At 71.3% G+C, this 25471-nt stretch carries 21 protein-coding genes, 1 tRNA gene and 1 pseudogene; 14 read left to right on the top strand and 9 right to left on the bottom strand.

Features of this window, described 5'->3' with window-relative positions; translation table 11 throughout:
* The first annotated feature begins 3 nt into the window (after positions 1-3).
* From ACWC24_RS03230 to ACWC24_RS03245, 4 genes and pseudogenes are all read left to right on the top strand, one after another.
* Positions 4-214 (top strand): annotated as a pseudogene (locus tag ACWC24_RS03230) (hypothetical protein).
* Positions 211-849, top strand: coding sequence for an aminodeoxychorismate/anthranilate synthase component II (locus ACWC24_RS03235; protein ID WP_450661113.1), 639 nt, complete (start codon positions 211-213; stop codon positions 847-849). The pseudogene ACWC24_RS03230 and the gene ACWC24_RS03235 overlap by 4 nt, the downstream one beginning before the upstream one ends.
* Positions 780-1829, top strand: coding sequence for a class E sortase (locus tag ACWC24_RS03240; protein ID WP_450661114.1), 1050 nt, complete (start codon positions 780-782; stop codon positions 1827-1829). The genes ACWC24_RS03235 and ACWC24_RS03240 overlap by 70 nt, the downstream gene beginning before the upstream one ends.
* A gap of 14 nt (positions 1830-1843) precedes the next feature.
* Positions 1844-2596 (top strand): class E sortase, encoded by a 753-nt coding sequence (locus ACWC24_RS03245; RefSeq protein WP_450661115.1) that lies wholly within the window; start codon positions 1844-1846, stop codon positions 2594-2596.
* A 212-nt stretch (positions 2597-2808) separates the two neighbouring features.
* Here the strand turns inward: ACWC24_RS03245 and pknB are convergent, their stop codons facing one another.
* The 6 genes from pknB to ACWC24_RS03275 all read right to left on the bottom strand — a co-directional run bounded on the left by pknB (position 2809) and on the right by ACWC24_RS03275 (position 10908).
* Positions 2809-4770, bottom strand: coding sequence for a Stk1 family PASTA domain-containing Ser/Thr kinase (gene pknB, locus ACWC24_RS03250; protein ID WP_450661116.1), 1962 nt, complete (start codon positions 4768-4770; stop codon positions 2809-2811).
* Between the two features lie 169 nt (positions 4771-4939).
* Positions 4940-6406 carry a peptidoglycan D,D-transpeptidase FtsI family protein gene (locus ACWC24_RS03255; RefSeq protein ID WP_450661117.1) on the bottom strand — a complete coding sequence of 489 codons (1467 nt, stop codon included), beginning with the start codon at positions 6404-6406 and terminating at the stop codon, positions 4940-4942.
* The gene (locus tag ACWC24_RS03260) at positions 6403-7839 is read right to left on the bottom strand and encodes an FtsW/RodA/SpoVE family cell cycle protein (RefSeq protein ID WP_450661118.1); all 1437 of its coding nucleotides are present in this window, start codon (positions 7837-7839) and stop codon (positions 6403-6405) included. The genes ACWC24_RS03255 and ACWC24_RS03260 overlap by 4 nt, the downstream gene beginning before the upstream one ends.
* A gap of 27 nt (positions 7840-7866) precedes the next feature.
* A complete protein-coding gene (locus ACWC24_RS03265; protein WP_450661412.1) occupies positions 7867-9429 on the bottom strand; it encodes a Stp1/IreP family PP2C-type Ser/Thr phosphatase in 1563 nt (520 codons plus the stop codon).
* Positions 9430-9527: 98 nt separating this feature from the next.
* Complete coding sequence (locus ACWC24_RS03270) at positions 9528-10046, bottom strand: FHA domain-containing protein FhaB/FipA (protein ID WP_450661119.1); 519 nt, start codon at positions 10044-10046, stop codon at positions 9528-9530.
* Between the two features lie 10 nt (positions 10047-10056).
* Entirely contained in the window at positions 10057-10908 is an 852-nt protein-coding gene (locus ACWC24_RS03275; RefSeq protein WP_450661120.1) for an FhaA domain-containing protein, read from the bottom strand.
* A gap of 458 nt (positions 10909-11366) precedes the next feature.
* Here ACWC24_RS03275 and ACWC24_RS03280 point away from each other — a divergent pair.
* The 5 genes from ACWC24_RS03280 (at position 11367) to ACWC24_RS03300 (ending at position 15945) form a co-directional block, all read left to right on the top strand.
* Positions 11367-11453: transfer RNA gene (locus ACWC24_RS03280), tRNA-Leu, on the top strand.
* A 481-nt stretch (positions 11454-11934) separates the two neighbouring features.
* The gene (locus ACWC24_RS03285; RefSeq protein WP_450661121.1) at positions 11935-12897 is read left to right on the top strand and encodes an NAD-dependent epimerase/dehydratase family protein; all 963 of its coding nucleotides are present in this window, start codon (positions 11935-11937) and stop codon (positions 12895-12897) included.
* 224 nt (positions 12898-13121) lie between these two features.
* A complete protein-coding gene (locus ACWC24_RS03290; RefSeq protein ID WP_450661122.1) occupies positions 13122-14690 on the top strand; it encodes a DUF2252 domain-containing protein in 1569 nt (522 codons plus the stop codon).
* A 68-nt stretch (positions 14691-14758) separates the two neighbouring features.
* Positions 14759-15556 (top strand): hypothetical protein, encoded by a 798-nt coding sequence (locus ACWC24_RS03295; RefSeq protein ID WP_450661123.1) that lies wholly within the window; start codon positions 14759-14761, stop codon positions 15554-15556.
* Between the two features lie 59 nt (positions 15557-15615).
* The gene (locus ACWC24_RS03300; RefSeq protein WP_450661413.1) at positions 15616-15945 is read left to right on the top strand and encodes a rhodanese-like domain-containing protein; all 330 of its coding nucleotides are present in this window, start codon (positions 15616-15618) and stop codon (positions 15943-15945) included.
* Between the two features lie 77 nt (positions 15946-16022).
* Here the strand turns inward: ACWC24_RS03300 and ACWC24_RS03305 are convergent, their stop codons facing one another.
* A complete protein-coding gene (locus tag ACWC24_RS03305; RefSeq protein ID WP_450661124.1) occupies positions 16023-17231 on the bottom strand; it encodes an acyl-CoA dehydrogenase family protein in 1209 nt (402 codons plus the stop codon).
* 512 nt (positions 17232-17743) lie between these two features.
* Between ACWC24_RS03305 and ACWC24_RS03310 the strand changes: the two genes are divergently transcribed.
* Genes ACWC24_RS03310 through ACWC24_RS03320 form a run of 3 tightly spaced genes read left to right on the top strand, consistent with a single transcriptional unit; the run spans position 17744 to position 20746 of the window.
* The gene (locus ACWC24_RS03310; protein WP_450661125.1) at positions 17744-18640 is read left to right on the top strand and encodes a DUF5819 family protein; all 897 of its coding nucleotides are present in this window, start codon (positions 17744-17746) and stop codon (positions 18638-18640) included.
* Positions 18637-19938 (top strand): HTTM domain-containing protein, encoded by a 1302-nt coding sequence (locus ACWC24_RS03315; RefSeq protein WP_450661126.1) that lies wholly within the window; start codon positions 18637-18639, stop codon positions 19936-19938. Before ACWC24_RS03310 ends, ACWC24_RS03315 begins: the two co-directional genes overlap by 4 nt.
* Before the next feature lie 10 nt (positions 19939-19948).
* Positions 19949-20746, top strand: coding sequence for a TrmH family RNA methyltransferase (locus ACWC24_RS03320; protein WP_450661127.1), 798 nt, complete (start codon positions 19949-19951; stop codon positions 20744-20746).
* Between the two features lie 34 nt (positions 20747-20780).
* On the opposite strand, the gene paaN is transcribed toward ACWC24_RS03320, so the two are convergent.
* On the bottom strand, positions 20781-22472 hold the full coding sequence (gene paaN, locus ACWC24_RS03325; RefSeq protein ID WP_450661128.1) for a phenylacetic acid degradation protein PaaN: 1692 nt from the start codon (positions 22470-22472) through the stop codon (positions 20781-20783).
* Positions 22473-22632: 160 nt separating this feature from the next.
* Between paaN and ACWC24_RS03330 the strand changes: the two genes are divergently transcribed.
* Complete coding sequence (locus tag ACWC24_RS03330; protein ID WP_450661129.1) at positions 22633-24147, top strand: 3-hydroxyacyl-CoA dehydrogenase; 1515 nt, start codon at positions 22633-22635, stop codon at positions 24145-24147.
* Entirely contained in the window at positions 24144-24734 is a 591-nt protein-coding gene (locus ACWC24_RS03335) for a TetR/AcrR family transcriptional regulator (RefSeq protein WP_450661130.1), read from the top strand. The genes ACWC24_RS03330 and ACWC24_RS03335 overlap by 4 nt, the downstream gene beginning before the upstream one ends.
* Positions 24735-24887: 153 nt before the next feature.
* On the opposite strand, the gene ACWC24_RS03340 is transcribed toward ACWC24_RS03335, so the two are convergent.
* Positions 24888-25388 carry an Lrp/AsnC family transcriptional regulator gene (locus ACWC24_RS03340; RefSeq protein ID WP_450661131.1) on the bottom strand — a complete coding sequence of 167 codons (501 nt, stop codon included), beginning with the start codon at positions 25386-25388 and terminating at the stop codon, positions 24888-24890.
* Positions 25389-25471: the final 83 nt, after the last annotated feature.

Genomic DNA, 25471 nt, shown 5'->3' on the forward strand with positions numbered 1-25471 from the left:
CTGGTGCCGTGCGGCGTGAGTCTGGTGCCGTGGTACGAGGGGAAGGGACGGCATGTACGGCTGGATCTGGCGGCAGCTGCCGGGAAACGCCTGGGTCAAGGCGCTGATCTCGATCGTGCTGGTTCTGGCCGTGGTCTACGTCCTCTTCCAGTACGTCTTCCCGTGGGCCGAACCGCTGCTGCCCTTCAACGATGTGACGGTGGACAACCAGTGAGCGCGCGCATTCTCGTCGTCGACAACTACGACAGCTTCGTCTTCAACCTGGTCCAGTACCTGTACCAGCTCGGCGCCGAGTGCGAGGTCCTGCGCAACGACGAGGTCTCGACCGCACACGCGCAGGACGGCTTCGACGGGGTGCTGCTGTCCCCCGGTCCGGGCACGCCCGAGGAGGCCGGGGTCTGCATCGAGATGGTGCGCCACTGCGCCGCCACCGGTGTCCCGGTCTTCGGGGTCTGCCTGGGCATGCAGTCCATGCAGGTGGCGTACGGCGGTGTGGTGGACCGCGCGCCGGAACTGCTGCACGGCAAGACCTCGCCGGTGGAGCACAGCGGCAAGGGCGTCTTCGCCGGTCTGCCGTCCCCCTTCACCGCGACCCGGTACCACTCGCTGGCCGCGGAGCCGGCGACGGTGCCGGCCGAGCTGGAGGTCACGGCCCGCACGCACGACGGCATCATCATGGGGCTGCGCCACCGGGAACTCCCGGTCGAGGGTGTGCAGTTCCACCCCGAGTCGGTGCTGACCGAGCACGGCCACCTGATGCTGGCCAACTGGCTGGTCGAGTGCGGCTACGCGGGTGCCCTGGCGAGGTCGGCGGGGCTCGCCCCGGTGGTGGGCAGGGCCACGGCGTGACCGCGCTCGGGGACCGGTACGACGGCGCGCCGTACGGCCGCCCCCTCGACGACGAGACCGTCGCGTTGCGGCTGCCCGACCCGTCGTACCTGGGGGCCGGTGGGCCTGTATCGGCTTCTGCGGCCTCAGCGGCCCCGTCCGCCACTCCATCCACCTCGGGCGGTCGTGCGGCCCGCAGAAAGGCCGCCAAGCGCCGTGGTGGGCGCCATGGCGGCGGGGCGCCCGAGACCGGTACGTCATCGGGCGGCTCCGGATCCCGCGCACCCCTGTCCCGGGTCGAGGCGCGCAAGCAGGCGCGGGCACGCAAGTCCAGCCCGGCCGTGGTCGCCAGCCGGGCGATCGGCGAGGTGTTCATCACGACCGGTGTGCTGATGCTGCTGTTCGTCACCTACCAGCTGTGGTGGACGAACGTGCGGGCCCACGCCCAGGCGGGCAAGGAGGCCAGCAGCCTCCAGCAGGACTGGGCGAGCGGGAAGCGGGCGCCGGGCACGTTCTCGCCGGGGCAGGGCTTCGCCATCCTGCACATCCCCAAGCTGGACGTCGTCGTGCCGATCGCGGAGGGCGTCAGCAACAAGAAGGTGCTCGACAAGGGCATGGTCGGCCACTACGGCGAGAGCCCGCTCAAGACGGCGATGCCCGACGCGAAGACGGGCAACTTTGCGCTCGCCGGCCACCGCAACACGCACGGTGAGCCATTCCGGTACATCAACCGGCTCCAGGCGGGCGACGAGGTGGTGGTCGAGACCCAGGACACCTACTACGTCTACAAGATGACATCGATGCTGCCGGTGACGTCGCCGAGCAACACCACCGTCATCAACCCCGTTCCCGCCGGGTCGGGCTTCACCGGGCCCGGCCGCTACATCACCCTGACGACGTGCACGCCGGAGTTCACCAGCAAGTACCGGCTGATCGTCTGGGGCAAGATGGTCGAGGTACGGCCGCGCAGCAAGGGCAAGCCGGATGCGCTCGTCAGTTAAGGGCAGAGGAAACAGTGGCAGCGACCGCCGATGAGACCGAAGAGCACACCGCCGTGCCCGAGTCGGGGCCGGAGCCGCGGCCCCGGGGCCGCGGCCGGATCGCCCTGGCGGTCAGTGTCTTCGGCGAACTGCTCATCACGGCGGGCCTGGTGCTCGGTCTGTTCGTCGTCTACTCGCTGTGGTGGACGAACGTCGTCGCCGACCGGGCGGCGCACAAGGAGGGCGACAAGGTCCGCGACGGCTGGGCCGCCGGACAGGACACCGGCCCCGGCGCCCTCGACACCCGCGACGGCATCGGCTTCCTGCACGTGCCCTCGATGAGGAACGGCGAGGTCCTGGTCGAGAAGGGCACGTCGACGAAGATCCTCAACGACGGGGTCGCCGGCTACTACGTCGATCCGGTCAAGGCCACGCTGCCCACGTCGGGCAAGGACGGCAACTTCGCCCTGGCCGCCCACCGCGACGGCCACGGGGCGAAGTTCCACAACATCGACAAGGTCGAAGAGGGCGACCCGATCGTCTTCGAGACCAAGGACAAGTGGTACGTCTACAAGGTCTACGCGATTCTCCCCGAGACCTCGAAGTACAACGTCAAGGTCCTCGGGTCCGTCCCCAGGGAGTCGGGGAAGAAGAAGGCGGGCCACTACATCACGCTGACGACCTGCACCCCGGTGTACACGAGCCGCTACCGGTACGTGGTGTGGGGCGAGCTGGTGCGGGTGGACGCCGTGGACGGCGAGCGCACGCCGCCGAAGGAACTGCGCTGACGCAGGTTCCGGGCGGGGTGCCGGGACGGGCGCGGTGACGTACGAGCCCGCTGACGTACGAGCCCGCTGCCGTGCAGGCCCGCTGACGTGCAGGCACGGTGACGGCTCCCGGCAGAGCGATGACAGTACGGGCACGGTGACGGCCCCCGACCGAGTGGTCTCGGTCGGGGGCCGTCACCGTGGTGCGGTCGCCGTTGGCGGCGGTCCTGCCGTCAGCCGTTGTTGCCGCCGAAGAAGTTGCCGCCGTTGCCCTTCACGGTGACCAGGTCGACGCTCGAGCCCGGCTGGACCGGGTTGCCCTGGCCGGGGTTGGAGCTGAAGACGAACGCGTCGTCATCCTGGGAGCCCTGGATGTTGCCGACGTTGAGGCCCGCCTGCGCGAGCATCTGCCTGGCGTCCTTCAGCTTCTGGCCCTGGATGTTCGGGACCGTGACCTGCTGCTGTTGCTTGGCCTTGCCGATCTGGATCTGGACCGTGGAGCCCTTGTCGACCTGGGCGCCGCGATCCGGGGTGGTCGCGATGACCTTGTCGACCTGGTTCTGGTCGTCGGTCTCCACCTCGGTGCAGTTGCCGGTGAGGTCGCTGGCCTGCATCTGGGCCTTGGCCTCGTCACAGCTCTTGCCCAGGACGTCCGGGACGGTGGACCGCTCCTCGGCCTTGGCGACCGTCAGCGTGATCGTGGAGCCCTTCTCGACCTCCTTGCCGAGCTCCGGATCCTGCTCCAGGACGGTGCCCGCCTCCAGGGAGGACACCTTCTGCTTGGTCTTGACGTCGAACTGGTACTTGTCGTCCTCGAGGATGCCCTTGGCGTCGTCGAGCTTCTTGCCGACGACGTTCGGCACGGCCACCTTCGGCGCCCCGGTCGAGACGACCAGGTTGACGGTGGACTGCTTCTTGACCTCGGTGCCCGCCGTCGGGTCCTGCGAGCAGACCTTGCCGGTCTCGGTGTTCTCGCAGGGCTTCTTGGTGACGGTGATCTTCAGGTCGGCGTTGGCCGCCATCTGCTGTGCCTGGGCGACGGTCTGGTCGACGAAGCTGGGGATGTTGACGACGTCGTTGCCCGCGCCGCTGCCGCTGAACGCCCACTTGCCGATCAGGATGGCGCCCACGAGGACCAGGACGGCCGCGACCGCCAGCAGGACCGTCGAGGTGTTGTTCTTCTTCTGACGGCGCCGGTCGGGGCGGTCGTCGTAGTCGTAGCCGCCGCCGTTGCCCGGGCTCATGGGCGGCATCATCGTGGTGGCGCCGCCGTCGGCGCGCAGGGCGGTGGTCGCCTGGTCGTCGCCGTAACCGCCGTAGCCGACCGAGCCCATCGCCGCGGTGGCCGCCACCGGCTGGCCGTCGAGGCAGGCCTCGATGTCGGCGCGCATCTCGTCGGCGGACTGGTAGCGGTAGTTGGGGTCCTTGACCAGTGCCTTGAGGACGATCGCGTCCATCTCCGGCGTGATCTCGGGGTCGAAGACGCTCGGGGACTGCGGCTCCTCCCGGACGTGCTGGTAGGCGACCGCGACCGGGGAGTCGCCCACGAAGGGCGGCCGGACGGTCAGCAGCTCGTACAGCAGGCAGCCGGTGGAGTACAGGTCGGAGCGGGCGTCGACCTGCTCGCCCTTGGCCTGCTCCGGCGAGAGGTACTGGGCGGTGCCGATGACCGCGGCGGTCTGGGTCATCGTCATGCCGGAGTCGCCCATGGCGCGGGCGATGCCGAAGTCCATGACCTTGACCTGGCCGTTGCGCGTCAGCATGACGTTGGCCGGCTTGATGTCACGGTGCACGATGCCGCTGCGGTGGGCGTACTCCAGGCCCTGGAGGATGCCGATGGTCATCTCGAGCGTGCGCTCGGGCAGCAGCTTGCGGCCGCTGTGCAGGAGCTCGCGCAGAGTGGAGCCGTCGACGTACTCCATGACGATGTACGGGATCGAGACCCCGTCGATGTAGTCCTCGCCCGTGTCGTAGACCGCGACGATCGCGGGATGGTTGAGCGAGGCGGCCGACTGGGCCTCCCGGCGGAACCGGGCCTGGAAGGACGGATCGCGCGCGAGGTCCGCGCGCAGCGTCTTCACCGCCACCGTGCGGCCGAGCCGGGTGTCATGCGCGAAGTAGACCTCCGCCATGCCACCACGGCCGAGCACATGGCCCAGCTCGTACCGGCCGCCTAGGCGACGCGGCTCTTCCATAGCTACCTACCAGCCCTCTCCGTCGGTCCCGACCCGCACGTCTGTGCGGTCGGAGGCTGTCGTCCGGGCATACGGTACCCGGATCGCTCTGTGTGACCTGGCCTAGCCCGTAACCCGATACAGGACCGGTATCGCAACGTGCACCGATGTGAAGGGGACGTGAGCGGGGTCACTTCTTGCTGTCGATGACTGCCTTCATCACGTCCCTTGCGATCGGACCTGCGAGACCGCCACCGGTGATGTCGCCGCGGTTGGCGGCGCCGTCCTCGACGACGACGGCGACGGCCACCGGAGTGCTGCCGTCCGACAGTTTGGCGTACGAGATGAACCAGGCGTACGGCTTCTCGCTGTTGTTGAGGCCGTGCTGGGCGGTACCCGTCTTGCCGCCGACGGTGGCGCCGTCGATCTGGGCCTTGGTTCCGGTGCCGGTCTTGACGACCGTCTCCATCATCTGCTGGAGCTTCTGGGCGGTCTCGGAGGAGATGGCCTGGGAGAGCTCCTTGGGCTCGTTCGTCTCGAGGACGTCGAGGTTGGAGGCGCGCAGCTGGTCGACCATGTACGGCTGCATCAGCTTGCCGTTGTTGGCGACGGCCGAGGCGACCATGGCCATCTGGAGCGGGGTGGCCGCGTTGGAGCCCTGGCCGATGCCGTCCAGGGCGTTCTGCGGGGCGTTGTCCTTGGGGTAGATGCTCTCGGCGGCGCGCACCGGGGTGTCGAGCTTGGCGTTGTTGAAGCCGAACTTCTCGGCCTGCTCGATCATCTTCTCGTTGGTGACGCTGTGGGCCAGACTCGCGAAGACGGTGTTGCAGGAGACGCGCAGTGCCTCGCGCAGGCTGGCGTTCTCGCAGCCGCCGTGCTCGTTGGTGAGGTTGGTGCTGGTCCCCGGGAGCCTGTACGGGTCCGGCGTCTTGGTGGGGTCGTCGATGCCGGAGACCACGCCGTTCTCCAGCGCCGCGGCGGCGGTGACGACCTTGAAGGTGGAGCCCGGCGGGTAGGTCTCGCGCAGTGCGCGGTTGAGCATCGGGTCGTCGGGGTCGTTCTTCTTCAGGACCTTGTTCCAGGCCTTCGAGTCGCTGTCCGAGGTGCCGGCGAAGGTCGACGGGTCGTACGACGGGGTGGAGACCAGGGCCAGGATCTTGCCGGTGGCCGGGTCGATCGCGGCGACGGCGCCCTTCTTGTTGCCCAGGCCCTGGTAGGCGGCCTTCTGGGCGGCGGCGTTGAGGGTGGTGACGACGCTGCCACCCTCCTTCTTCTTGCCCGTGATCATGTCGAGGGTGTTGCGGAAGAAGAGCCGGTTGTCGGTGCCGCTGAGGATGCCGTCCTCCAGCTTCTCCAGCTGGGTGGCACCGAAGGCCTGGGAGGAGTACCCGGTGACCGGCGCCCACATGGCGCCGTCCTTCCAGGTGCGCTTGTACTTGAAGTCGTTGTCGCCCGACTCGACGGAGCCGGTGATGGCCTTGCCGCCGACGATGATGTCGCCGCGCGGGCTGGCGTAACGCGTGATGTTGACGCGACGGTTGTCCGTGTCGGAGGCCAGGGTGTCGGCCTTGACGTACTGGAGCCAGTTGTCGCGCAGGAGCAGGGTGAGGACCAGGAGGCCGCAGAAGATCGCGATCCGGCGCAGGGGCTTGTTCACGGGCGGACCACCTGGGTCATCTCGGCGTCGGGGTTGGAGGCGGGGGCGGGGGCCGGACGGCGCGCGGTGTCGCTGATGCGGATCAGGATGCCGATCAGGGCCCAGTTGGCGATGACGGAGGAACCGCCGTACGCCAGGAACGGCATGGTCATACCGGTCAGCGGGATGAGCCCCATCACACCGCCGGCGACGACGAACACCTGGAGCGCGAAGGCGCCGGAGAGGCCGATGGCGAGCAGCTTGCCGAACGGGTCGCGGGCGGCGAGGGCGGTGCGCACGCCGCGCTCCACGATCAGCCCGTAGATCAGCAGCAGCGCCATGATGCCGGCCAGGCCGAGTTCCTCGCCGAAGGTGGCGAGGATGAAGTCGGAGTTGGCGGCGAACCGGATGAGCTCGGAGTGGCCCTGGCCGAGGCCGGTGCCGAGGGTGCCGCCGGAGCCGAACGCCCACAGGGCCTGCATCGCCTGCTCGGAGTGGCCGGCGACGCCCTTACGGCTGAGGGCGTACTCCGCCATCGGGTCGAGCCAGGCCTGGACACGCTGCTGGACGTGCGGCTCGAAGCTCGCCACGCCGACCGCGCCGCCCGCCGACATCAGCAGACCGAAGACGATCCAGCTGGTCCGCTCGGTGGCGACGTACAGCATGATGACGAACATTCCGAAGAACAGCAGCGAGGTACCGAGGTCGGTCTCGAAGACCAGGATCAGGATCGAGATGAACCAGACGACCAGGATCGGACCGAGGTCGCGGCCGCGCGGCAGGTACAGGCCCATGACGCGGCGGCTGGCGAGGGCGAGCGCGTCGCGCTTGACCATCAGATAGCCGGCGAAGAAGATCGCCAGGACGATCTTGGCGAACTCTCCGGGCTGGATGGAGAAGCTGCCGACGTGGATCCAGATCTTGGCGCCGTAGATGTTGGCACCGAGTCCGGGGACCAGCGGCAGGAGCAGCAGCACCAGCGCGCCGACCATGGAGATGTAGGTGTAGCGCTGCAGGGTGCGGTGGTCCTTGAGGAAGACCAGGACGACGATGAACAGCGCGATGCCCATGGCGGTGTACATGAGCTGACGGGGTGCCGCGGTGCCCGCCTGCTGGATGGACTGGAGCAGTTTGGACTGGTCCAGCCGCCAGATGACGACGAGTCCGAGCCCGTTCAGCAGCGTGGCCAGCGGCAGCAGCAGCGGGTCCGCGTACGGGGCGAACTTGCGTACGACGAGGTGGGCGACGCCGGCCAGGAGGCCGAGGCCGAGACCGTAGCTCAGCAGGCCGGACGGCACCTTGTCGTCGATGGCCAGGCCCACGTTGGCGTAGGCGAACACCGGGATGACGACGGCGAACACCAGGAGCGCGAGCTCGGTGTTGCGCCGGCTCGGGGCGCCGATCGAGCCGATCGTGGACGTGTGGTGCGTCGGCGAGTTGGTAGTACTGCTCATCGTGTGACGGGGCCTCTCACGGCTTGCCTACTGCTTACCGCACAGCGAGACGACCTTCTGCTCCTCCTCCGAGAGGCTGGGGCCGGGGCTGGGAGTGGCGGTCGCGGACTTGGACGGGGTCGGGGACGTCGATGCCGACGCGCTCGGCGACGGCGATGCCTTGGACGTGCGGGAGGTGCTGGTGGTTCCCGTGGTGCCGCCGGCCTCGCCCTGGCCCGTCTGGGCGTTGTTCTCGCTCTCGGCGACGCGGCGCTGCGCTTCCTTCTTGCACGCGGAGGCCTGGACCGACAGTTCGTCGATCTTCTTCTGGGCCGTGCCCAGGTTGCCTTCGGCGATCGTGGCCTGGACCAGCTTCTGCTGGTAGGGCGGCAGGTACTTGAGTTCGATGTCGGGGTGGTCCTTCTCCACCTTCGACAGCGAGACCCACGCCAGGTCCTGGCTGATACCGCGGTACAGGGCCACGTGCTCGCCCTTGGTGCCGACGTAGTACTGCGTCTGCGTCCAGCGGTAGCCGCCGTACAGGCCGCCGCCGATCACGGCGAGGGCGAGGACACTGTAGAAGGATCTCTTCAGCCACCTGCGGCCCTTGCCGGGCTTGACGAAGTCGTCGTCGGTGTAGTCACCGAAGCTGCCGTCCGGGACGTAGCCCGTGGTGTCGCCGGAGCCGGGCGGGCCGAACTCGCCGCCGCCCTGTCCGGGCACCTGGCGGCCGAGGCCGGAGGCGCGTCCGGCGGGCGTCTGCATGATGCCGTTGTCGTGCAGCTGGTTCTGGTTCTCGGCGACCGCGCCGACCACGACCGGAGTGTCGGAGAGCTGCCCGGCGAGCGTGTCACCGGTGTCCAGGTCGAGGACGTCGGCGACGATGACGGTGATGTTGTCGGGGCCGCCGCCGCGCAGCGCGAGCTGGATCAGCTCCTGCACGGTCTCCTGCGGGCCCTGGTAGCTGGCGAGGGTGTCCTCCATCGTCTGGTGGGAGACGACCCCGGACAGTCCGTCGGAGCAGATCAGGTAGCGGTCGCCGGCCCGGACCTCGCGGATCGACAGGTCGGGCTCGACGTGCTCGCCGCTGCCGAGCGCGCGCATGAGGAGCGAGCGCTGCGGATGCGTGGTCGCCTCCTCCTCGGTGATGCGTCCCTCGTCGACCAGGCGCTGCACCCAGGTGTGGTCCTGGGTGATCTGGGTGAGGACGCCGTCCCGCAGCAGGTACGCGCGCGAGTCGCCCACGTGGACCAGGCCCAGTCGCTGGCCGGTCCACAGCAGGGCGGTGAGCGTGGTGCCCATGCCTTCGAGCTGGGGGTCCTCCTCGACCATGGCGCGCAGCTGGTCGTTGGCCCGCTGGACGGCGGTGCCGAGCGAGGTCAGGACGTCGGAGCCGGGGATGTCCTCGTCGAGAGCGACGATGGTGGAGATCGCCTCGGAGGAGGCGACCTCGCCGGCGGCGGCGCCGCCCATTCCGTCGGCGATGGCGAGCAGACGGGGACCGGCGTAGCCGGAGTCCTCGTTGCCCTCCCGGATCATGCCTTTGTGCGATCCGGCGGCGAAGCGCAGTGAGAGACTCATGCGCACCTCGCCCGTCGGCTCCGGGTACATCCGCACGGTGCCCACCCTCCGGTCGGGAGCGCGCCGGGGTCCGGGGTGTGGACCGCGCCTGCGTGCTCGCTCCGCTCGCGCCTATTCATGATGTAGCACTACTTCCGCAGCTCGATGACGGTCTTGCCGATGCGGATCGGCGCACCCGGCGCGATCGGCGTGGGAGTCGTCAGCCGGCTCCGGTCGAGGTACGTGCCGTTGGTGGAGCCCAGGTCCTCGACGATCCACTGACCGTCCCGGTCCGGGTAGATCCTGGCATGGCGGCTGGAGGCGTAGTCGTCGTCCAGCACGATCGTGCTGTCGTGCGCCCGGCCCAGGGTGATGGTCTGGCCCTGCAGCGCGACGGTGGTACCGGTGAGGGTGCCCTCGGTCACGACCAGCTTGGTCGGGGAGTTGCGGCGCTGGCGGCCACCGGCGGCCTGCTGGCGCTGCTGCGGAGGCGCCGCCGCCTGCCGGGCGGCCTGCGCCTGAGGCCGGGCGGCCTCCCGCCGCGCTCCGCGCTGGGTGACACGCGTACCGAACAGGTCGCTGCGGATGACCTGCACGGCCACGATCACGAACAGCCACAGTACGGCCAGGAAACCCAGCCGCATGACCGTGAGGGTCAGCTCTGACATTGCCCCCGCTTCACCCTTCGGCTTGCCGGTAAATGATGGTGGTGCTGCCCACGACGATCCGCGAGCCGTCGCGGAGCGTAGCGCGGGTGGTGTGCTGCCCGTCCACCACGATGCCGTTGGTGGACCCGAGATCCTGGATCGTCGAGGGCGTTCCGGTCCGGATCTCACAGTGCCGGCGGGATACGCCGGGGTCGTCGATCCGCACGTCGGCCTCGGTGCTGCGGCCCAGCACCAGGGTCGGGCGGGAAATCTGGTGACGCGCGCCGTTGACCTCGACCCAGTAGCGGGTACGCGCGCCGTGGGCCGCGCCGCCGGGCTGGGCCGGCTGCGGATAGCCGTAGCCACCGGGGCGCGGGCCCGCGCCGGGCGGCGGTGCGGCCGGCATGGGGGGCGCGCCCGCGCCGGGCTGCGGGTAGCCGTGGCCGCCCGGACGCCGACCGCTCGCGGCGGACGACGGGTCGGGGGCCTGCGGTCCCTGCTGGCTGCTGGACGAGGCGAGCGTACGGCTGCGCACCCGGTACAGGCCGGTGTCCAGGTCGGCGGCCTTCTCCAGGTTGACCTTGATCGGCCCCATGAAGGTGTAGCGCTGCTGCTTGGCGTAGTCGCGCACCATGCCGGCGAGCTCGTCGCCGAGCTGGCCGGAGTAGGGGCTGAGGCGCTCGAAGTCGGGCGTGCTCAGCTCCACGATGAAGTCGTTGGGGACGACCGTGCGGTCGCGGTTCCAGATCGTGGCGTTGTTGTCGCACTCACGCTGGAGCGCGCCGGCGATCTCCACGGGCTGGACCTCGGACTTGAAGACCTTGGCGAAGGTGCCGTTGACCAGACCTTCGAGGCGCTGCTCGAACTTCTTCAGGACTCCCATGGGGCACCTCCTCCGTCGTTGCCGCTGTGCCTGTGCCTGTGCCTTGTCCGGTGCTTGTACTGCTCGTACTGCTTACTGATCGTATCCACGCGCTGCTCGATCGGCTGGTTCCCCCTGTCGGCTCGGTCGACGGGTGTCGACGCCTGCGAGCTTCCCTGCGGAACTCCCCTTCGAACTCCTCTTGCCCAGGATCGTAGAGGGGGCCGCAGACCAGTGTCCCGCACCCGGGTGTGCACCCTGACCGGCTCCCGGTCGGACGGCCGGTACCGGTACGAGGTTGATACGTGAACCGATACGTGTCGAGACGTAGCCTCAGCGGCCCCGACGGACCGGTTGTGCCGCTGCTCACCGCCTGCCCAGGGGAAAGGGATGTGAACGCACCCCTGACCGCGTGCTAATGTTCTGCATGTCGGAAGGCGCCGCACCGAAAAGGAACGGAGCCGGAAGACACACCCAATGCGCGGGTGGCGGAATAGGCAGACGCGCTGGATTCAGGTTCCAGTGCCCGCAAGGGCGTGGGGGTTCAACTCCCCCCTCGCGCACCAGACGAAACGGTCGGTACCGATTACGGTACCGACCGTTTCGCGTATGTGGGCAGAAAACCGGGGCCCGTTGCCGGGCCGGGCTTTTCGGTCGGGGCCGGCGGTGCGAGAGTGTGGGCTCGGAGCCGCCGACTCGGGGTTGCCGGCTCCCGGTCTCCGATGTGGATCTTCACTTGCTCCGCATCTCGCGGGCGGCGGGCGGATTGTGAGGAAGGTCTCAGTACTTGGAGGGGTCGCCCTCCGCAGCCGAGGGCCCATGATCGAATTCGATGGGGTCGACGGGTGCGTTTCGCGTCCGGGCGATCTCGCGGAGTGACGGTGATGTCGGGCCCGTGGGGCGGGACGTCAGCCGCGCCGAAGGCGATCCGGCCGGGCCGCCCGCCGGTCGGGGGAGCCGTGAACGGCGTGAAGTGCACCCGGGAACAGGAGAGTTGATGATTCCGTCGGCTCGTTCTCCGATCGTGTGTCCCGCGGAGGGAGTTCCGTGTCACCTACCGTCCTGATCACCGGAGCGGCCGGATTCGTCGGCAGTCACGTGGCCGGCGAGGCCCGCCGCCTGGGCGTGGACCTTCGGCTGATGCTTCATCGCAGACCGCTGCCCGGCTCCGCCGGACAATCGCCGCCCGGCGCACCGGAGCCCGTGATCGTCGAGGCCGATCTCGGCGACTCCGGCTCGCTGCGCGGAGTGTGCGCCGGGGTGGACGTGCTGCTGCACTGCGCGACGCGGATCGGCGGCAGTCCGCAGGACAACGAGCGCGTCAATGCCCGGGGTACGCAGGCCCTGGTCGCGGAGGCCCGACGGGCCGGGGTGTCCCGCGTCGTCCAGATCAGCACCGCGTCCGTCTACGGGCGAGGCACTTACCGCCGGGCCCGCCCGCAGGACCTGGTCCGCAACCCTCGGTCGCCGACCTCGGCGACCCGGGCCGTCGCCGAGGACGCCGTGCTCGCCGCGGACGGAATCGTGCTCCGCCCGCATCTCGTCCTCGGTCCGGGCGACACCTGGTTCGTCCCCGGCCTGAGCGGTCTGCTGCGCGCCCTGCCCGGCACGGTCGAGGGCTGGCCCGCGCGGTTGTCCGCGGTCTCCGTGCACGAGCTGGCCCGTCTGGCGGTCATGACTGGCCTCGCCCCGCGACGGAGCCTGACCGCGTCCGTCTACCACGTCGCCCCCGCGGAGCCGGTGACCGCCCGGGACCTGCTGCGAGCGGTGGCCGGCTGCGCCGGGCTCGCCTGGCCGGAGCGGGACCTGACCGTGCAGCAGGCCCGGGACCTGCTGCACGGCGAACCGCGGCTGCGGCACGCGCTCGACATGCTCGTCACCGACCACTGGTTCGACGGCGGGCCGCTCCGGACCGACCTGGCGGCCGCCCCCGGACCGGACTTCGCGGAGTCCTTCTCCCGTTACGCGCCCTGGTACCGGACGGTGCTGGGCGCCGACGCCCGGGGGTGAGGCGGCCGAGCCTGCCGGAGTGCCGGAGTGCCGGAGTGCCGGAGTGCCGGAGTGCCGGAGTGCCGGAGGTGAGGAGGGCCGAAAGCCCGCCCACCCGGCGCCCGGAGTGGGTGTTCTGCGGGTGGTTGTCCACAGGGTCTGACGTGTTTCGGCCACCGGCGGTACGGTCAGCACGCATTGATGTTCATGGAAGTTCGTGCGCGGGTGCGGGGGAGGCGGTCGTCATGACCGAGGTCGGTGCGGAGTTGGCGGAGCCGGTGGGGTCCGCCGGGTCGGCGGAGGCCGTCGGGACGGCGGAGCCCGGTGCGGAACCGGTGGTGCCGGGGCAGTCGGCCCGTTCGGCTGTGCCGGAACGGGCCGTGCCGGAACGGTCGGTGGCGCAGGGGCGGCCGGATGCGCCGGTGGTGGCCCGGCGGCTGTCCACCGTGCGGGGCTTCGCCGCGTGGCCCGTCGAGGGGTCGCCCAAGGAAGAGGGGAAGGCGCTGCGGCGCCGCGTGCCCCGCGCGGCCCACGCCGAACTGGACCTCGACGCCTCGCGGCCCGACGCGGTCGCCGCGGTGGAGGAGTCCAACCAGGGCCGTATCGCGGAGCTCACGCCGATCCGGGTGGGCAGGATGGCGGCCACCCCGTTCGCGTTCCTGCGGGGCTCGGCGGGTCTCATGGCGTACGACCTGGCGCGCACGCCCATGACCGGGATCCGCGCGCAGATCTGCGGTGACGCGCACGCCGCGAACTTCGGTCTGTACGGCGACGCCCGTGGCGGCCTGGTCATCGACCTCAACGACTTCGACGAGACCGTGCACGGCCCCTGGGAATGGGACCTCAAGCGGCTCGCCGCCTCGCTCGTGCTCGCGGGCCGGGAGGCCGGTGCCGACGAGGACACCTGCCGCAAGGCGGCACAGGACGCGGTGGGCGCCTACCGCCGCACCATGCGCCTGCTGGCCAAGCTCCCGGTGCTGGACGCGTGGAACGCCATAGCGGACGAGGAGCTGGTCTCCCACACCGACGCCCATGACCTGCTCGGCACGCTGGAGAGGGTCTCCGAGAAGGCGCGGGCCAACACCAGCGGGCGCTTCGCGGCCAAGTCGACCGAACCGACCGCGGACGGCGGCCGCCGCTTCGTCGACGCGCCCCCGGTCCTGCGGGGCATCGCGGACGCCGAGGCCGCGGCGGTCGCCGCGGCTCTGGAGCCGTACCTGGACACGCTCTCCGAGGACCGCCTCCCGCTGCTGGCCCGGCACGCGGTGCACGACGTCGCCTTCCGCATCGTCGGCACCGGCAGTGTGGGCACCCGGTCGTACGTGGTGCTGCTGCTGGACCACCGGGGCGAGCCCCTGGTCCTCCAGGTGAAGGAGGCGCGGGCGTCGGCGCTGGTGCCGCACCTGGTGAGCGCCGGGTTCGAGGTGCCCCGGGTCGAGCACGAGGGCCGTCGGGTCGTCCTCGGCCAGAAGCGGATGCAGGTCGTCAGCGACATCCTGCTGGGCTGGACGACGGTCGAGGGCCGGCCCTTCCAGGTCCGGCAGTTCCGCAACCGCAAGGGAAGCGTCGACCCGGCCGCGCTCGCCGCCGACCAGGTCGACGACTACGGCCGGATGACCGGCGCGTTGCTGGCCCGCGCCCACTCGCACAGCGTCGACCCGCGTCTGATCGCGGGTTACTGCGGCAAGAACGAGGAGCTGGACGAGGCGATCGGCTCGTTCGCCGTCGCCTACGCCGACCGCACGGAGGCGGACCACGCCCGGCTGGTGGCGGCGGTACGGGAGGGCCGCATCCCGGCGGAGACGGGCGTGTGAGGTCCGGCGGGCGGTCCGTCCCGGCCCTGTGGAACCGGACCGCCCCGACGGTGGCCTACGCTGTTCGGGTGACGACCCCGGAAGCTGAGCAGGCACGGCCCGAGGAGCGGCTGGAGCGGGCCGTACGGGCCGCCGAGCAGGCGCTGATCGAGTACGAGATCGCGGTGGAGACCTTCCGTGTGGAGGTCGAGAATTTCTCGCGCCTCCATCATCAGAAGCTCGGACCGATGTACGCCCGGCTCGACGAGCTGGAAGCGCAGATCGCGGAGGCCAAGGCCGCCCGCACCGGCGACCCCGAGGATCTGCGCAAGGCGCAGGACGCTCGCGCGCGGGTGCTGCCGATGCCGGGCGTCGAGGAACTGTTCCACGGCTGGATGGACGGCGACGGTCTGTTCCCCGAGGCTGTGGCGATGCTCACGGACCAGCCGGTGCGGCCCCCGCAGCGGGTGCGCCCCAGCGACGAGGTCCGCAAGCTCTACCGCGAACTCGCCCGCAAGGCCCACCCCGATCTGGCCCAGGAGGAGGACGAGCGCCGGCGGCGCGAGGAGTTCATCACCCGGGTCAACGCCGCCTATGCCCGTGGCGACGAGAACCTGCTGCGGGAACTGGCCGAGGAGTGGGCGGCCGGTCCGGCGCCCGCCGAGCGGGCCCCCAGCCCCAGCGAGGAGCTCTACGCCCGCCTGGAATGGCTGGCCGAGCGCAAGGAGATGCTCACGCACCTCGCGCGGGAGCTGGAGATCAGCGCGATCGGAGAGATGCTGCGGCTCGCTCCGGACGACCCCGACGCGCTGCTGGACGAGATCGCCGAGAAGCTCCTGGCCGATGTCGCCGCACGTGAGGCGGAGCTGGCCGCGCTGCTGGCGTAGCCCCGGTCGGGACGCGAGGCGTTTCGGGTAGCGTCGACGGCATGAGTTTTGGAGCTGGTGTGCCCACGGTCGAGGTCGCGGACCTCAAGGACGACGACTTCCTGCTGGACGTCCGCGAGGACGACGAGTGGCAGGCGGGCCACGCCGAAGGGGCGCTGCACCTGCCCATGAGCGAGTTCGTGGCCCGGTACGGCGAGCTGACCGAGGCGGCGCCCCAGGACGGCCGCGTCCATGTCGTCTGCCGTTCCGGCGGGCGCTCGGCCCAGGTCACGATGTACCTGGTCCAGCAGGGCATCGACGCGGTGAACGTGGACGGCGGCATGCAGGTCTGGGCGGCCGCGGGCCGTCCCGTCGTGACGGACCAGGGCCTGCCCGGACACGTCCTGTAGCGGTCTCGCGGCCTTGCCGGCTGCGGGTTCCCGCGGCCCCGGCAGTTGTTCTTGCCGGTTCAGCCGGTTCAGCCGGTTCAGCCGAGAGGATGGGCGGCCAGCAGGTCGCCCAGTGCCTCCTCGTGGGCCGCCGCCGGGCCGAGCGACAGCTCCAGATGCTTGGCCCAGGCGTGGTACCGGTGCAGCGGGTACTCGACGTCGGCGCCGAACCCGCCGTGCAGGTGCTGTGCCGTCTGCACGATCCTGCGTACCCCTTCCGAGGCCCAGATCTTGGCGACCGCGATGTCACCGGCCGTCGGCAGCGCGCCCTGCGTCCCGGACGCGATCCGCCACGCGGCCTGCCACAGCGTGGCCTCCATCGCCCGCAGGTCGATGTAACGGTCGGCGGCCTGCACGGCGACGGCCTGGAAGGTGGCCACGGGGAAGCCGAACTGTTCGCGCCTGCCGGTGTACTCGGCGGTCATCCGCAGCACGTTCTCGCCCAGCCCGAGCGCGAGCGCGCACGTGCCCGCGGTCAGCAGCCCGCGCAGCCACTCCCAGGCGCCGTCGGCGTCGATGACGTCGGCCGCCGCGATCCGCGTCGACTCCAGGCGCAGCTCGGCGAGGCGCTCGCCGGTGGTGGACACCTGCTCGGCGCGTACGACCCCCTCGTGGTCGCGTGGGACCAGGGCGAGGATCGTGCGGCCGGCCTCGGCGTGGTCGGTGTCCGCACGGCCGGCCCCGGCGCGTGGGGCCAGCTGGGCGGGCACCTGCGCGGGTACGACCGTGTAGTCCGCGTCGTGCGCCCACGGCACGGCCGTCTGGACCCCGTCGAGGATCCAGGTGTCGCCGTCCTGGCGGGCGGTCACGGCGAGCTCGGCCGGATCGTGGCCGGTGCGGCCGTGGGAGGCGACGGTCAGGACGATCTCGCCCCGTCCCACCGCCGTGAGCAGCGCGGCCTTCGGCGCCGCCGCACCGCCGGAAGCCGGCCCGCCGTAGGCCTGTACGGCCGCGGCGGCCGCGCAGCTCTCCAGCAGCGGTACCCGGGCCAGCACCTTCGCCGACTCGCGCAGCACCAGACACAGCGCGACGGCGTCCAGCCCGGCCCCGCCGTACTCGGGCTCCAGCAGCAGACTCAGCAGGTCCGCGTCGGCGAGCCTGGCCCACAGCGCCCGGTCGAAGCCGTCGGCGACGGCGGCGCCCCGGGTGAGTGCGGGGCTGGGCACCCGGTCGGGCGCGACCCCGGCGAACACCCCCTGTGCCGCCTCGGCCGCCGCCTGCTGCTCCTCGGTGAAGGTGAAGTCCACGGTACCTGTCCTCCCACGCGCACCCCGGCCGTGACGGGCCGGGCCGACGGTCCGATCTGACGGACCGTCAAGATAGAACAGGTTCTAGAAGAAGGGAACGGCGGAAGAGGCCCCCGGCTGCTCGGGACGGCCGGTGAGTGCCCGCGCGACGGACGCGACGGCGTCCATGGTGAGATGGGCGCCGACCCTTGGCTTCGCCGACCGGCCCGCCCGTCTGTTCGACCGACCGACGGTGCGTGGGCGTACGGAGCTCGCGGTGGGGCGTACGGGGCTGTGCGGTGCGGGTGTGCCTGAGTAACGTTCGCGTGCGACCGCCGTGGGGCGGTGCGAGCGGGCGGTACGGTGCCCTGCGGCCGGGGACCGGAACACGGACGGGGATCGGGAAACGGGGCGGAATGGATGCGTACGGCGAAACGGACGCGGCCGGCGGTGGCGGGAGCGCCTCGCCCGGGCCGGGCACCTCACCTGCGCAGGGGGCCGGGTCGACCATGTGCAGGACCGGGGAGACGGGCGTGACGGACGCCGGGGGCGAGCCGACGAAGCCGACCGGGACGCCCGCCCCGACCGGACCGGCCGCCACGCCTGAGCCGGCCGCCACGGCGGATGCGGTCGTCTCGACGGACGCGGACGACGGCACGGACGCGGACGACGGCGATCCGGCGGGACCGGCGCACGCCGAGCCGACGGAACCGGGCGACATGACGGAACCGGGCGACGTGACGGAACCGGGCGACGTGACGACAGGCCCGCTTCCTGAGCCGCGTACCGATGTCGCCGCCCTCTCGCCCCGCTACCAGATAGCCGCCGCCCTGGCGCTCGCCGTCGTCGCGGTCACCGTCTGCGTGCACCTCGGCATGGTGTTCATGCATGTCGCGCCGTCGAACACGGTCACCAAGAAGCACGGCAAGGCGATCGAGGAGTGGATCTACCCGGAGTTCGAGCAGAACTGGAAGCTCTTCGCGCCCAATCCGCTCCAGCAGAACATCGCGGTCCAGGCCCGCGCCCGGGTCCGTACGGCGGCCGGTGAGATCTACACGACCGGCTGGTACGACCTGTCCGCCGAGGACGGGCGGGCCATCGACGCCAATCCGCTGCCGAGCCATGTCGACCAGAACGAGCTCCGCCGGGCCTGGGACTTCTTCACGGCGACGCACGACGCCGACAACCGGCCGGTGGGACTTCGCGGCAGCCTCTCCGAGTCGTATCTGCGCCGTATCGTCGAGCTGCGGCTGGGCCGGGACGGCGCGGCCGGGCGCGGCGCCACGGTCGACAGCGTTCAGGTCCGCTCCGCCACCACCAATGTGCGCCCGCCCGCGTGGAGCGGCGAGCGGATCTCGCTGAAGCCGATGTACCGGGTGCTGTCCTGGTGGTCGGTCCCGGCCGACGAGGCCGAGGGGGCCACGAAGTGAACCGCATCGCCCTGTCGGTGTCCGGCGGCATCGCCCGCCTGACCGGGTCGGCCCTCGGCCCGTACCAGACCGCCGTGATCCGCATCGGTTTCAGCGCGACCTGGTTGCTGTTCCTGCTGCGCGAGTTCCCGCACCGCCACGAGATGTACGGACCCGACGGCCCGTGGGACTTCGGCCTCGCCCAGCAGCTGATCGGGCTCAACGGTGCCTTCACGGCGCTGATGTGGACGGACAGCCGCGTCTGGTTCGAGATCGTCTACGCGCTCGCCGTGCTGGCCGCCACGCTGCTGCTGCTGGGCTGGCGCACCCGCGCGATGTCCGTGGTCTTCATGGTGGGCGTGCTGTCGCTGCAGAACCGCAGTGTCTTCATGGGGGACGGCGGCGACAACGTCCTGCACCTGATGTCGATCTACCTGGTGTTCACGCGCTGCGGCCAGGTGTGGTCCCTGGACGAGCGGCGGGCCCGGCTCGGCCGGGAGGCGCGGGCGCGCGGTGAGCGGATGGTGGACCGGGCCGGGCCGCTGCTCTGGACGGCGCTCGGGGCGGTGCTGGTGGGGGTGACCGCCGCGGGGCGGCTGGACGGCGACCCGACCGTGCCGGTGCTGCTGTGGACGGTATGGACGGCGTCGGCCCTGTGGTGGGTCGTCGGTCGCCGGGCGAAGTCGGCCGAGCCCCGGATACTTCTCGACGTCATCGCCAACATCGTGCACAACGGTGCGTTGCTCGTGATCATGGCCGAGGCCTGCCTGATCTACGCGACGGCCGGTTGGTACAAGATCCAGGGCTCGCGCTGGCAGGACGGCACCGCGGTCTACTACCCGCTGCACCTGGACTACTTCTCGCCCTGGCCGGCGCTGGCCGACCTGATGTCCGTCAGCGGCACGATCGTGATGGCCGTGACGTACGGGACGGTCATCGTTCAGGTCGCCTTCCCGTTCACGCTGTTCAACCGGCGGGTCAAGAACGTCCTGCTGGTGCTGATGATGACCGAGCACGCGGTGATCGCCGTGGTGCTCGGACTGCCGTTCTTCTCGCTGGCGATGATCGCCGCGGACGCGGTCTTCCTGCCGACGTCGTTCCTGCGTCGGCTGGGCGGCCTGGCGGCACGCGCGCGGGGGCGGCTGCTGCCGCGCGGCGGTCCCGTCCTGCCGGCGCAGCGGGACCGGCGCAGCGCCGAGGCCGACGAGAACAGCAGGGACGGCAGGGACGGCAGGGGCGGCAGAGGCGGCCGGGACAGCAGGAACGGCAAGGACGCCGGGGAGGTCGAGGGGGCCGAGGCCGCCGGGGCCCCCGCGTAGGCTTCACGGCATGACCGATCCCGTGAGCGCCCGTCCGGAACCCGCGAGCGCCCGGCCCGATCCGCTGCCCGTCTGGCACCGGCTCGCCGACACCGCCGTGCTGCTCGACGGCTTCCACGCGCTCAAGCACGCGGTGCGCTTCGGGGCCCGGGTGCCGGTGGCGGTCACCGCCGACCGGCGGGCGGCGCTGGCGCTGGCCGCCGAGCTGGCCCCCGACGTACGGGACGCCCTGGACGCGCTGCTGACGGAGGTCCCGCAGACGACGTACGCCTCGCTCGTCCCGCGCCCGCACCCCACCGCCGTGGCCGCCCTGGCCGTACGACCCGCCCGCGAGGCGAACCTGGGCGCGCTGGAGCGGACGCCCCGTACCGCTCCCGTGGTCGTCCTCGACAACCCGCGCAACCTGGGCAACGCGGGAGCCGTGATCCGGCTCGCCGCCGGTTTCGGGGCGACCGGTGTGGTCACCACCGGCACGCTCGACCCGTGGCACCCCACGGTGGTGCGCGGCGGGGCGGGGCTGCACTTCGCGACCGCGGTGGAGCGGCTGACCGTGCCCGAGCTGCCGCCGGGGCCGCTGTTCGCGCTCGACCCGGAGGGCGAGGACATCCGGGGGCTGAAGCTGCCGGACGACGCGGTGCTGGCCTTCGGCTCGGAGCGCAGTGGCCTCTCCGCCGAGCTGCGCGCACGGGCCGACCAGCTCCTGGCGCTGCCGATGCGCCCCCAGGTCTCCAGCTACAACCTCGCGACCAGTGTGGCCATGACGCTGTACCACTGGAGCGCCACCGGGGGCGCGCCCGGCACCCGCTGAGCGCGCCGCCCCGCGCCGGTCGATCGGTCACGCCCTAGGCCTGGCGCCGCACCTCCACCGTCCGGAACCGGTTGGCGACGAACGCGCCGTCGGTGAGTGCCGCGTTGGCCGCCGGGTTGCCGCCCGAGCCGTGGAAGTCGGAGAAGGCGGCCGTCTGGTTGACGTACACCCCGCCGGTGAGGTTCAGCGAGAGCTGGGCGGCCTCCTCCAGGCAGACCTCCTGCACGGCCGACTCGACCTCGGTGTCCGTGGTGTAGGCGCCCACGGTCATCGCGCCCTTCTCGCGGATCGTGCGGCGCAGCAGCTCCACCGCGTCCGCCGCCGAGTCCATGGCGACGGCGAAGGAGACGGGCCCGAAGCACTCGTTCATGTACGCGGCCTCGTCGTCCGGCTTGGTGCCGTCCAGCTTCACGATCACGGGCGTACGGACGACCGCCTCGGGGAAGTCCGGGTTGCTGATCTGCCGGGACGCGAGGGCGACCTCGCCGAGCCCCGCGGCCGCCTCCAGGCGGGCCTTCACGTCCGGGTTGACGATGGCGCCGAGCAGGGCGTTCGCGCGCGCGTCGTCACCGAGGAGACCGTCCACGGACCGGGCGAGGTCGGCGACGACCTCGTCGAAGGTCCGGGGGCCGTCCTCGGTGCGGATGCCGTCGCGGGGGATGAGCAGGTTCTGCGGGGTCGTGCACATCTGGCCGCTGTACAGCGACAGCGAGAAGGCCAGGTTGGAGAGCATGCCCTTGTAGTCGCCGGTGGACTCGACGAGCACCGTGTTGACGCCGGCCTTCTCCGTGTAGACCTGCGCCTGGCGGGCGTTGGCCTCCAGCCAGTCGCCGAACGAGGTGGAGCCGGTGTAGTCGATGATGCGGATCTCGGGGCGGGTGGCCAGGGTCTTGGCGATGCCCTCGCCGGGCCGCTCGGCGGCCAGGGCGACCAGGTTCGGGTCGAAGCCCGCCTCGGTGAGCACCTCGCGCGCGATCTGCACCGTGAGCGCGAGCGGCAGCACCGCGCGCGGGTGCGGCTTGACCAGGACCGCGTTGCCGGTGGCGAGCGAGGCGAACAGGCCCGGGTAGCCGTTCCAGGTCGGGAAGGTGTTGCAGCCGATCATCAGGGCGATGCCGCGCGGGACCGCGGTGAACTGCTTGGTGAGCGCGAGCGGGTCGCGCTTGCCCTGGGGCTTGCTCCACTCCGCGGTGTCCGGGGTGCGGACCTGCTCCACGTACGCGTAGGCCACCGCTTCCAGGCCGCGGTCCTGCGCGTGCGGGCCGCCCGCCTGGAGCGCCATCATGAAGGCCTGGCCGCTGGTGTGCATGACCGCGTGCGCGAACTCGTGCGTCCGGTCGCTGATCCGCTTGAGGATCTCCAGGCAGACCACGGCGCGCAGCTCCGCGCCCGCGTCCCGCCAGGCTCCCTGCCCGGCCTTCATGGCGGGCAGCAGGACGTCCACGTCCGCGTGCGGGTAGGTGACGCCCAGCTCGACGCCGTACGGGGAGATCTCGCCGCCCACCCAGTCGTCGGTGCCGGGCTGGCCGAGGTCGAGGCGGGTGTTCAGGACGGCGTCGAAGGCGGCCTTGCCAGCCGCCGCGTCCAGGCTGCCGTTCTCGCCGTAGGCCTTGGGGTGTTCGGGGTGCGGGGACCAGTACGCGCGTGTGCGGATCGCCTCGAGCGCCTGGTCGAGGGTGGGCCGGTGCTTGGCGATCAGCTCGTGGGCGGTCGATTCGGCGGCCATGCGGGACCAACTCCTCGTCTCAAGAACTCTTCGTCGAGCTCATGACCTGGGCAGAAACATGGGCAGGAACAGCTAGTCAGAGTTAGAGTAACCGAACGATCGGTCGGGACAAGGGGGTCCGCCGCATCTGTGGAAAACCCCGTGCGGGAGGATCGCGCACATGACAGCAATCGACCTGAACAGCCCCGTGGCCGTCGTCGGCACCGGCACCATGGGCCAGGGCATCGCCCAGGTCGCGCTGGTCGCGGGCCACACCGTACGGCTGTACGACGCCGCCCCCGGACGCGCCCTGGCGGCCGCCGAAGCGATCGGTGCCCGGCTCGACCGGCTCGTCGAGAAGGACCGGCTGGCCGCCGCCGACCGGGACGCGGCACGGGCCCGGCTCCGGCCCGCGCAGGAGCTCGCCGACCTGGCGGACTGCGCGCTGGTCGTCGAGGCGATTCTGGAGCGGCTGGACGTCAAGCAGGAGCTGATGCGCGACCTGGAGGCGGTCGTCGGCGACGACTGCCTGCTCGCCACCAACACCTCGTCCCTGTCCGTGACCGCGATCGGCGGCGCCCTGCGCAATCCCGGGCGTTTCGTGGGCCTGCACTTCTTCAACCCGGCGCCGCTGCTGCCGCTGGTCGAGGTGGTCTCCGGGTTCGCCACCGACGTCACCTCGGCCACGCGCGCGTACGAGACGGCCCGCGCCTGGGGCAAGACCCCGGTCGCCTGCGCGGACACCCCCGGCTTCATCGTCAACCGCATCGCCCGGCCGTTCTACGCCGAGGCGTTCGCGGTCTACGAGGCGCAGGGCGCCGACCCGGCAACGATCGACGCGGTGCTGCGCGAGTCGGGCGGCTTCCGGATGGGCGCGTTCGAGCTGACCGACCTGATCGGGCAGGACGTCAACGAATCCGTCACGCACTCCGTGTGGCAGTCGTTCTTCCAGGACGCGCGGTTCACCCCCTCGCTGGCCCAGCGCCGGCTGGTCGAGTCGGGCCGGCTCGGGCACAAGACCGGACAGGGCTGGTACGACCACCGGGACGGCGCGGAGCGCGCCGAGCCGCACACCGCGGAGAAGGCGCAGCCGCCCGCCTACGTGGTCGTCGAGGGCGACCTGGGCCCCGCCGCGGAGCTGGTCGCGCTGATCCGCGAGGCGGGCATCCAGGTCCGCGAGGAGGACGAGGACCACGGCACCCGCCTGGTGCTGCCCAGCGGCGGCCAGCTGGCGCTCGCCGACGGACAGACGTCGGTCGAGTTCCGTGACGTCGTCTACTTCGACCTCGCCCTCGACTACCGCAGGGCCACCCGGATCGCCCTGTCGGCCTCGCAGGACACCGCCCCGGCGACGCTGGCCGAGGCCACCGGCCTGTTCCAGGCGCTCGGCAAGGACGTCAGCGTCATCGGCGACGTGCCCGGCATGATCGTCGCCCGCACGGTGGCCCGGATCGTCGACCTGGCGCACGACGCCGTGAGCAAGGGCGTGGCCACCGAGGAGGACGTCGACACCGCGATGCGCCTGGGGGTCAACTACCCGCTCGGCCCGTTCGAATGGAGCCGCAGGCTCGGCCGCAACTGGGCGTACGCCCTCCTCGACGACCTGCACCTGCGCGACCCCAGCGGCCGCTACGCGCCCTCCCTCGCGCTGTACCGCCACGCGTACGCCACCGACAAGCGGGAGGGGACCCCGTGACCACCGCCAAGCGCGACACGTACACCCCGGAGACGCTGCTGTCCGTCGCCGTCCAGGTGTTCAACGAGCGCGGTTACGACGGCACGTCCATGGAGCACCTGTCCAGGGCGGCCGGCATCTCCAAGTCGTCGATCTACCACCACGTCACCGGCAAGGAGGAGCTGCTGCGGCGGGCCGTCAGCCGGGCGCTGGACGAACTGTTCGGGATCCTCGACGAGGAGCACGCGCGCGTGGGGCGGGCCGTCGAGCGCCTGGAGTACGTCGTGCGCCGCATGGTCGAGGTGCTGATATCCGACCTGCCCTATGTGACGCTGCTGCTGCGGGTGCGCGGCAACACCGGCACCGAGCGGTGGGCCCTGGAGCGCCGCCGCGACTTCGACCACCGGGTCGCCGACCTGCTGAAGGCGGCGGCCGCCGACGGGGACGTGCGCGTCGACATGGAGGGGCGGCTCGCGACGCGGCTCGTCTTCGGAATGATCAACTCGATCGTCGAGTGGTACCGGCCCGGCGGCGGGGGGACGACCGCGGGCGACGTGGCCGACGCGGTGGTGCGGCTGGTCTTCGGGGGGCTGCGCAAGGCCGAGTGACGCGCCGGGCAGGCCCTGCCCAGGGCTCCGGACCGGGCGGTGCGCCGACTCGTTCCCGGGGCCCCGGCGCCCGGCGACGCGGCGGGACACGGCCTCCCGCGGCCCCGGGGCCCGGCGACGCGGCGGGACATCGTCGCGAGCCGTCCCCGTGACTCATCCCTGGGGCTCCAGGTCCTCCTCCTCGAACACGAGCAGCGTGCGGGTGCTGAGCACCTCGGGGATCGCCTGGAGCCGGGTGAGGACCACCTCGCGCAGCGCCCGGTTGTCGGGGGTGTGCACCAGCAGCAGGACGTCGAAGTCGCCGCCCACCAGCGCGATGTGGGACGCCCCCGGCAGCAGTCTGAGCTGCTCGCGCACCGTCCGCCAGGAGTTCTGCACGATCTTCAGCGTGATGTACGCCGACGTGCCCTGGCCGGCCCGTTCATGGTCCACGCGGGCCCCGAAGCCCCGTATGACGCCGTCCTCGACCAGGCGGTTGATGCGCGCGTAGGCGTTCGCGCGCGAGACGTGCACCCGCTCGGCGACCGACCGTATCGACGCGCGGCCGTCGGTCTGGAGCATCTGGAGGATGTCCTGGTCGATGGCGTCCAGCGGACGCGGGGGCGGCAGGGCGGTGCCGTCCTCCGGGCGCTCGGCCATTTGTTCAGGTGACATGTCCCCCCGCCTCTCCCTCATGGACGTACTGCGTCCATCTCAGGCTGTGGAGAACCGTTTGTCCACAGCCTGGGGGCGCATGT

The organism is Streptomyces sp. NPDC001443, from assembly GCF_053597355.1.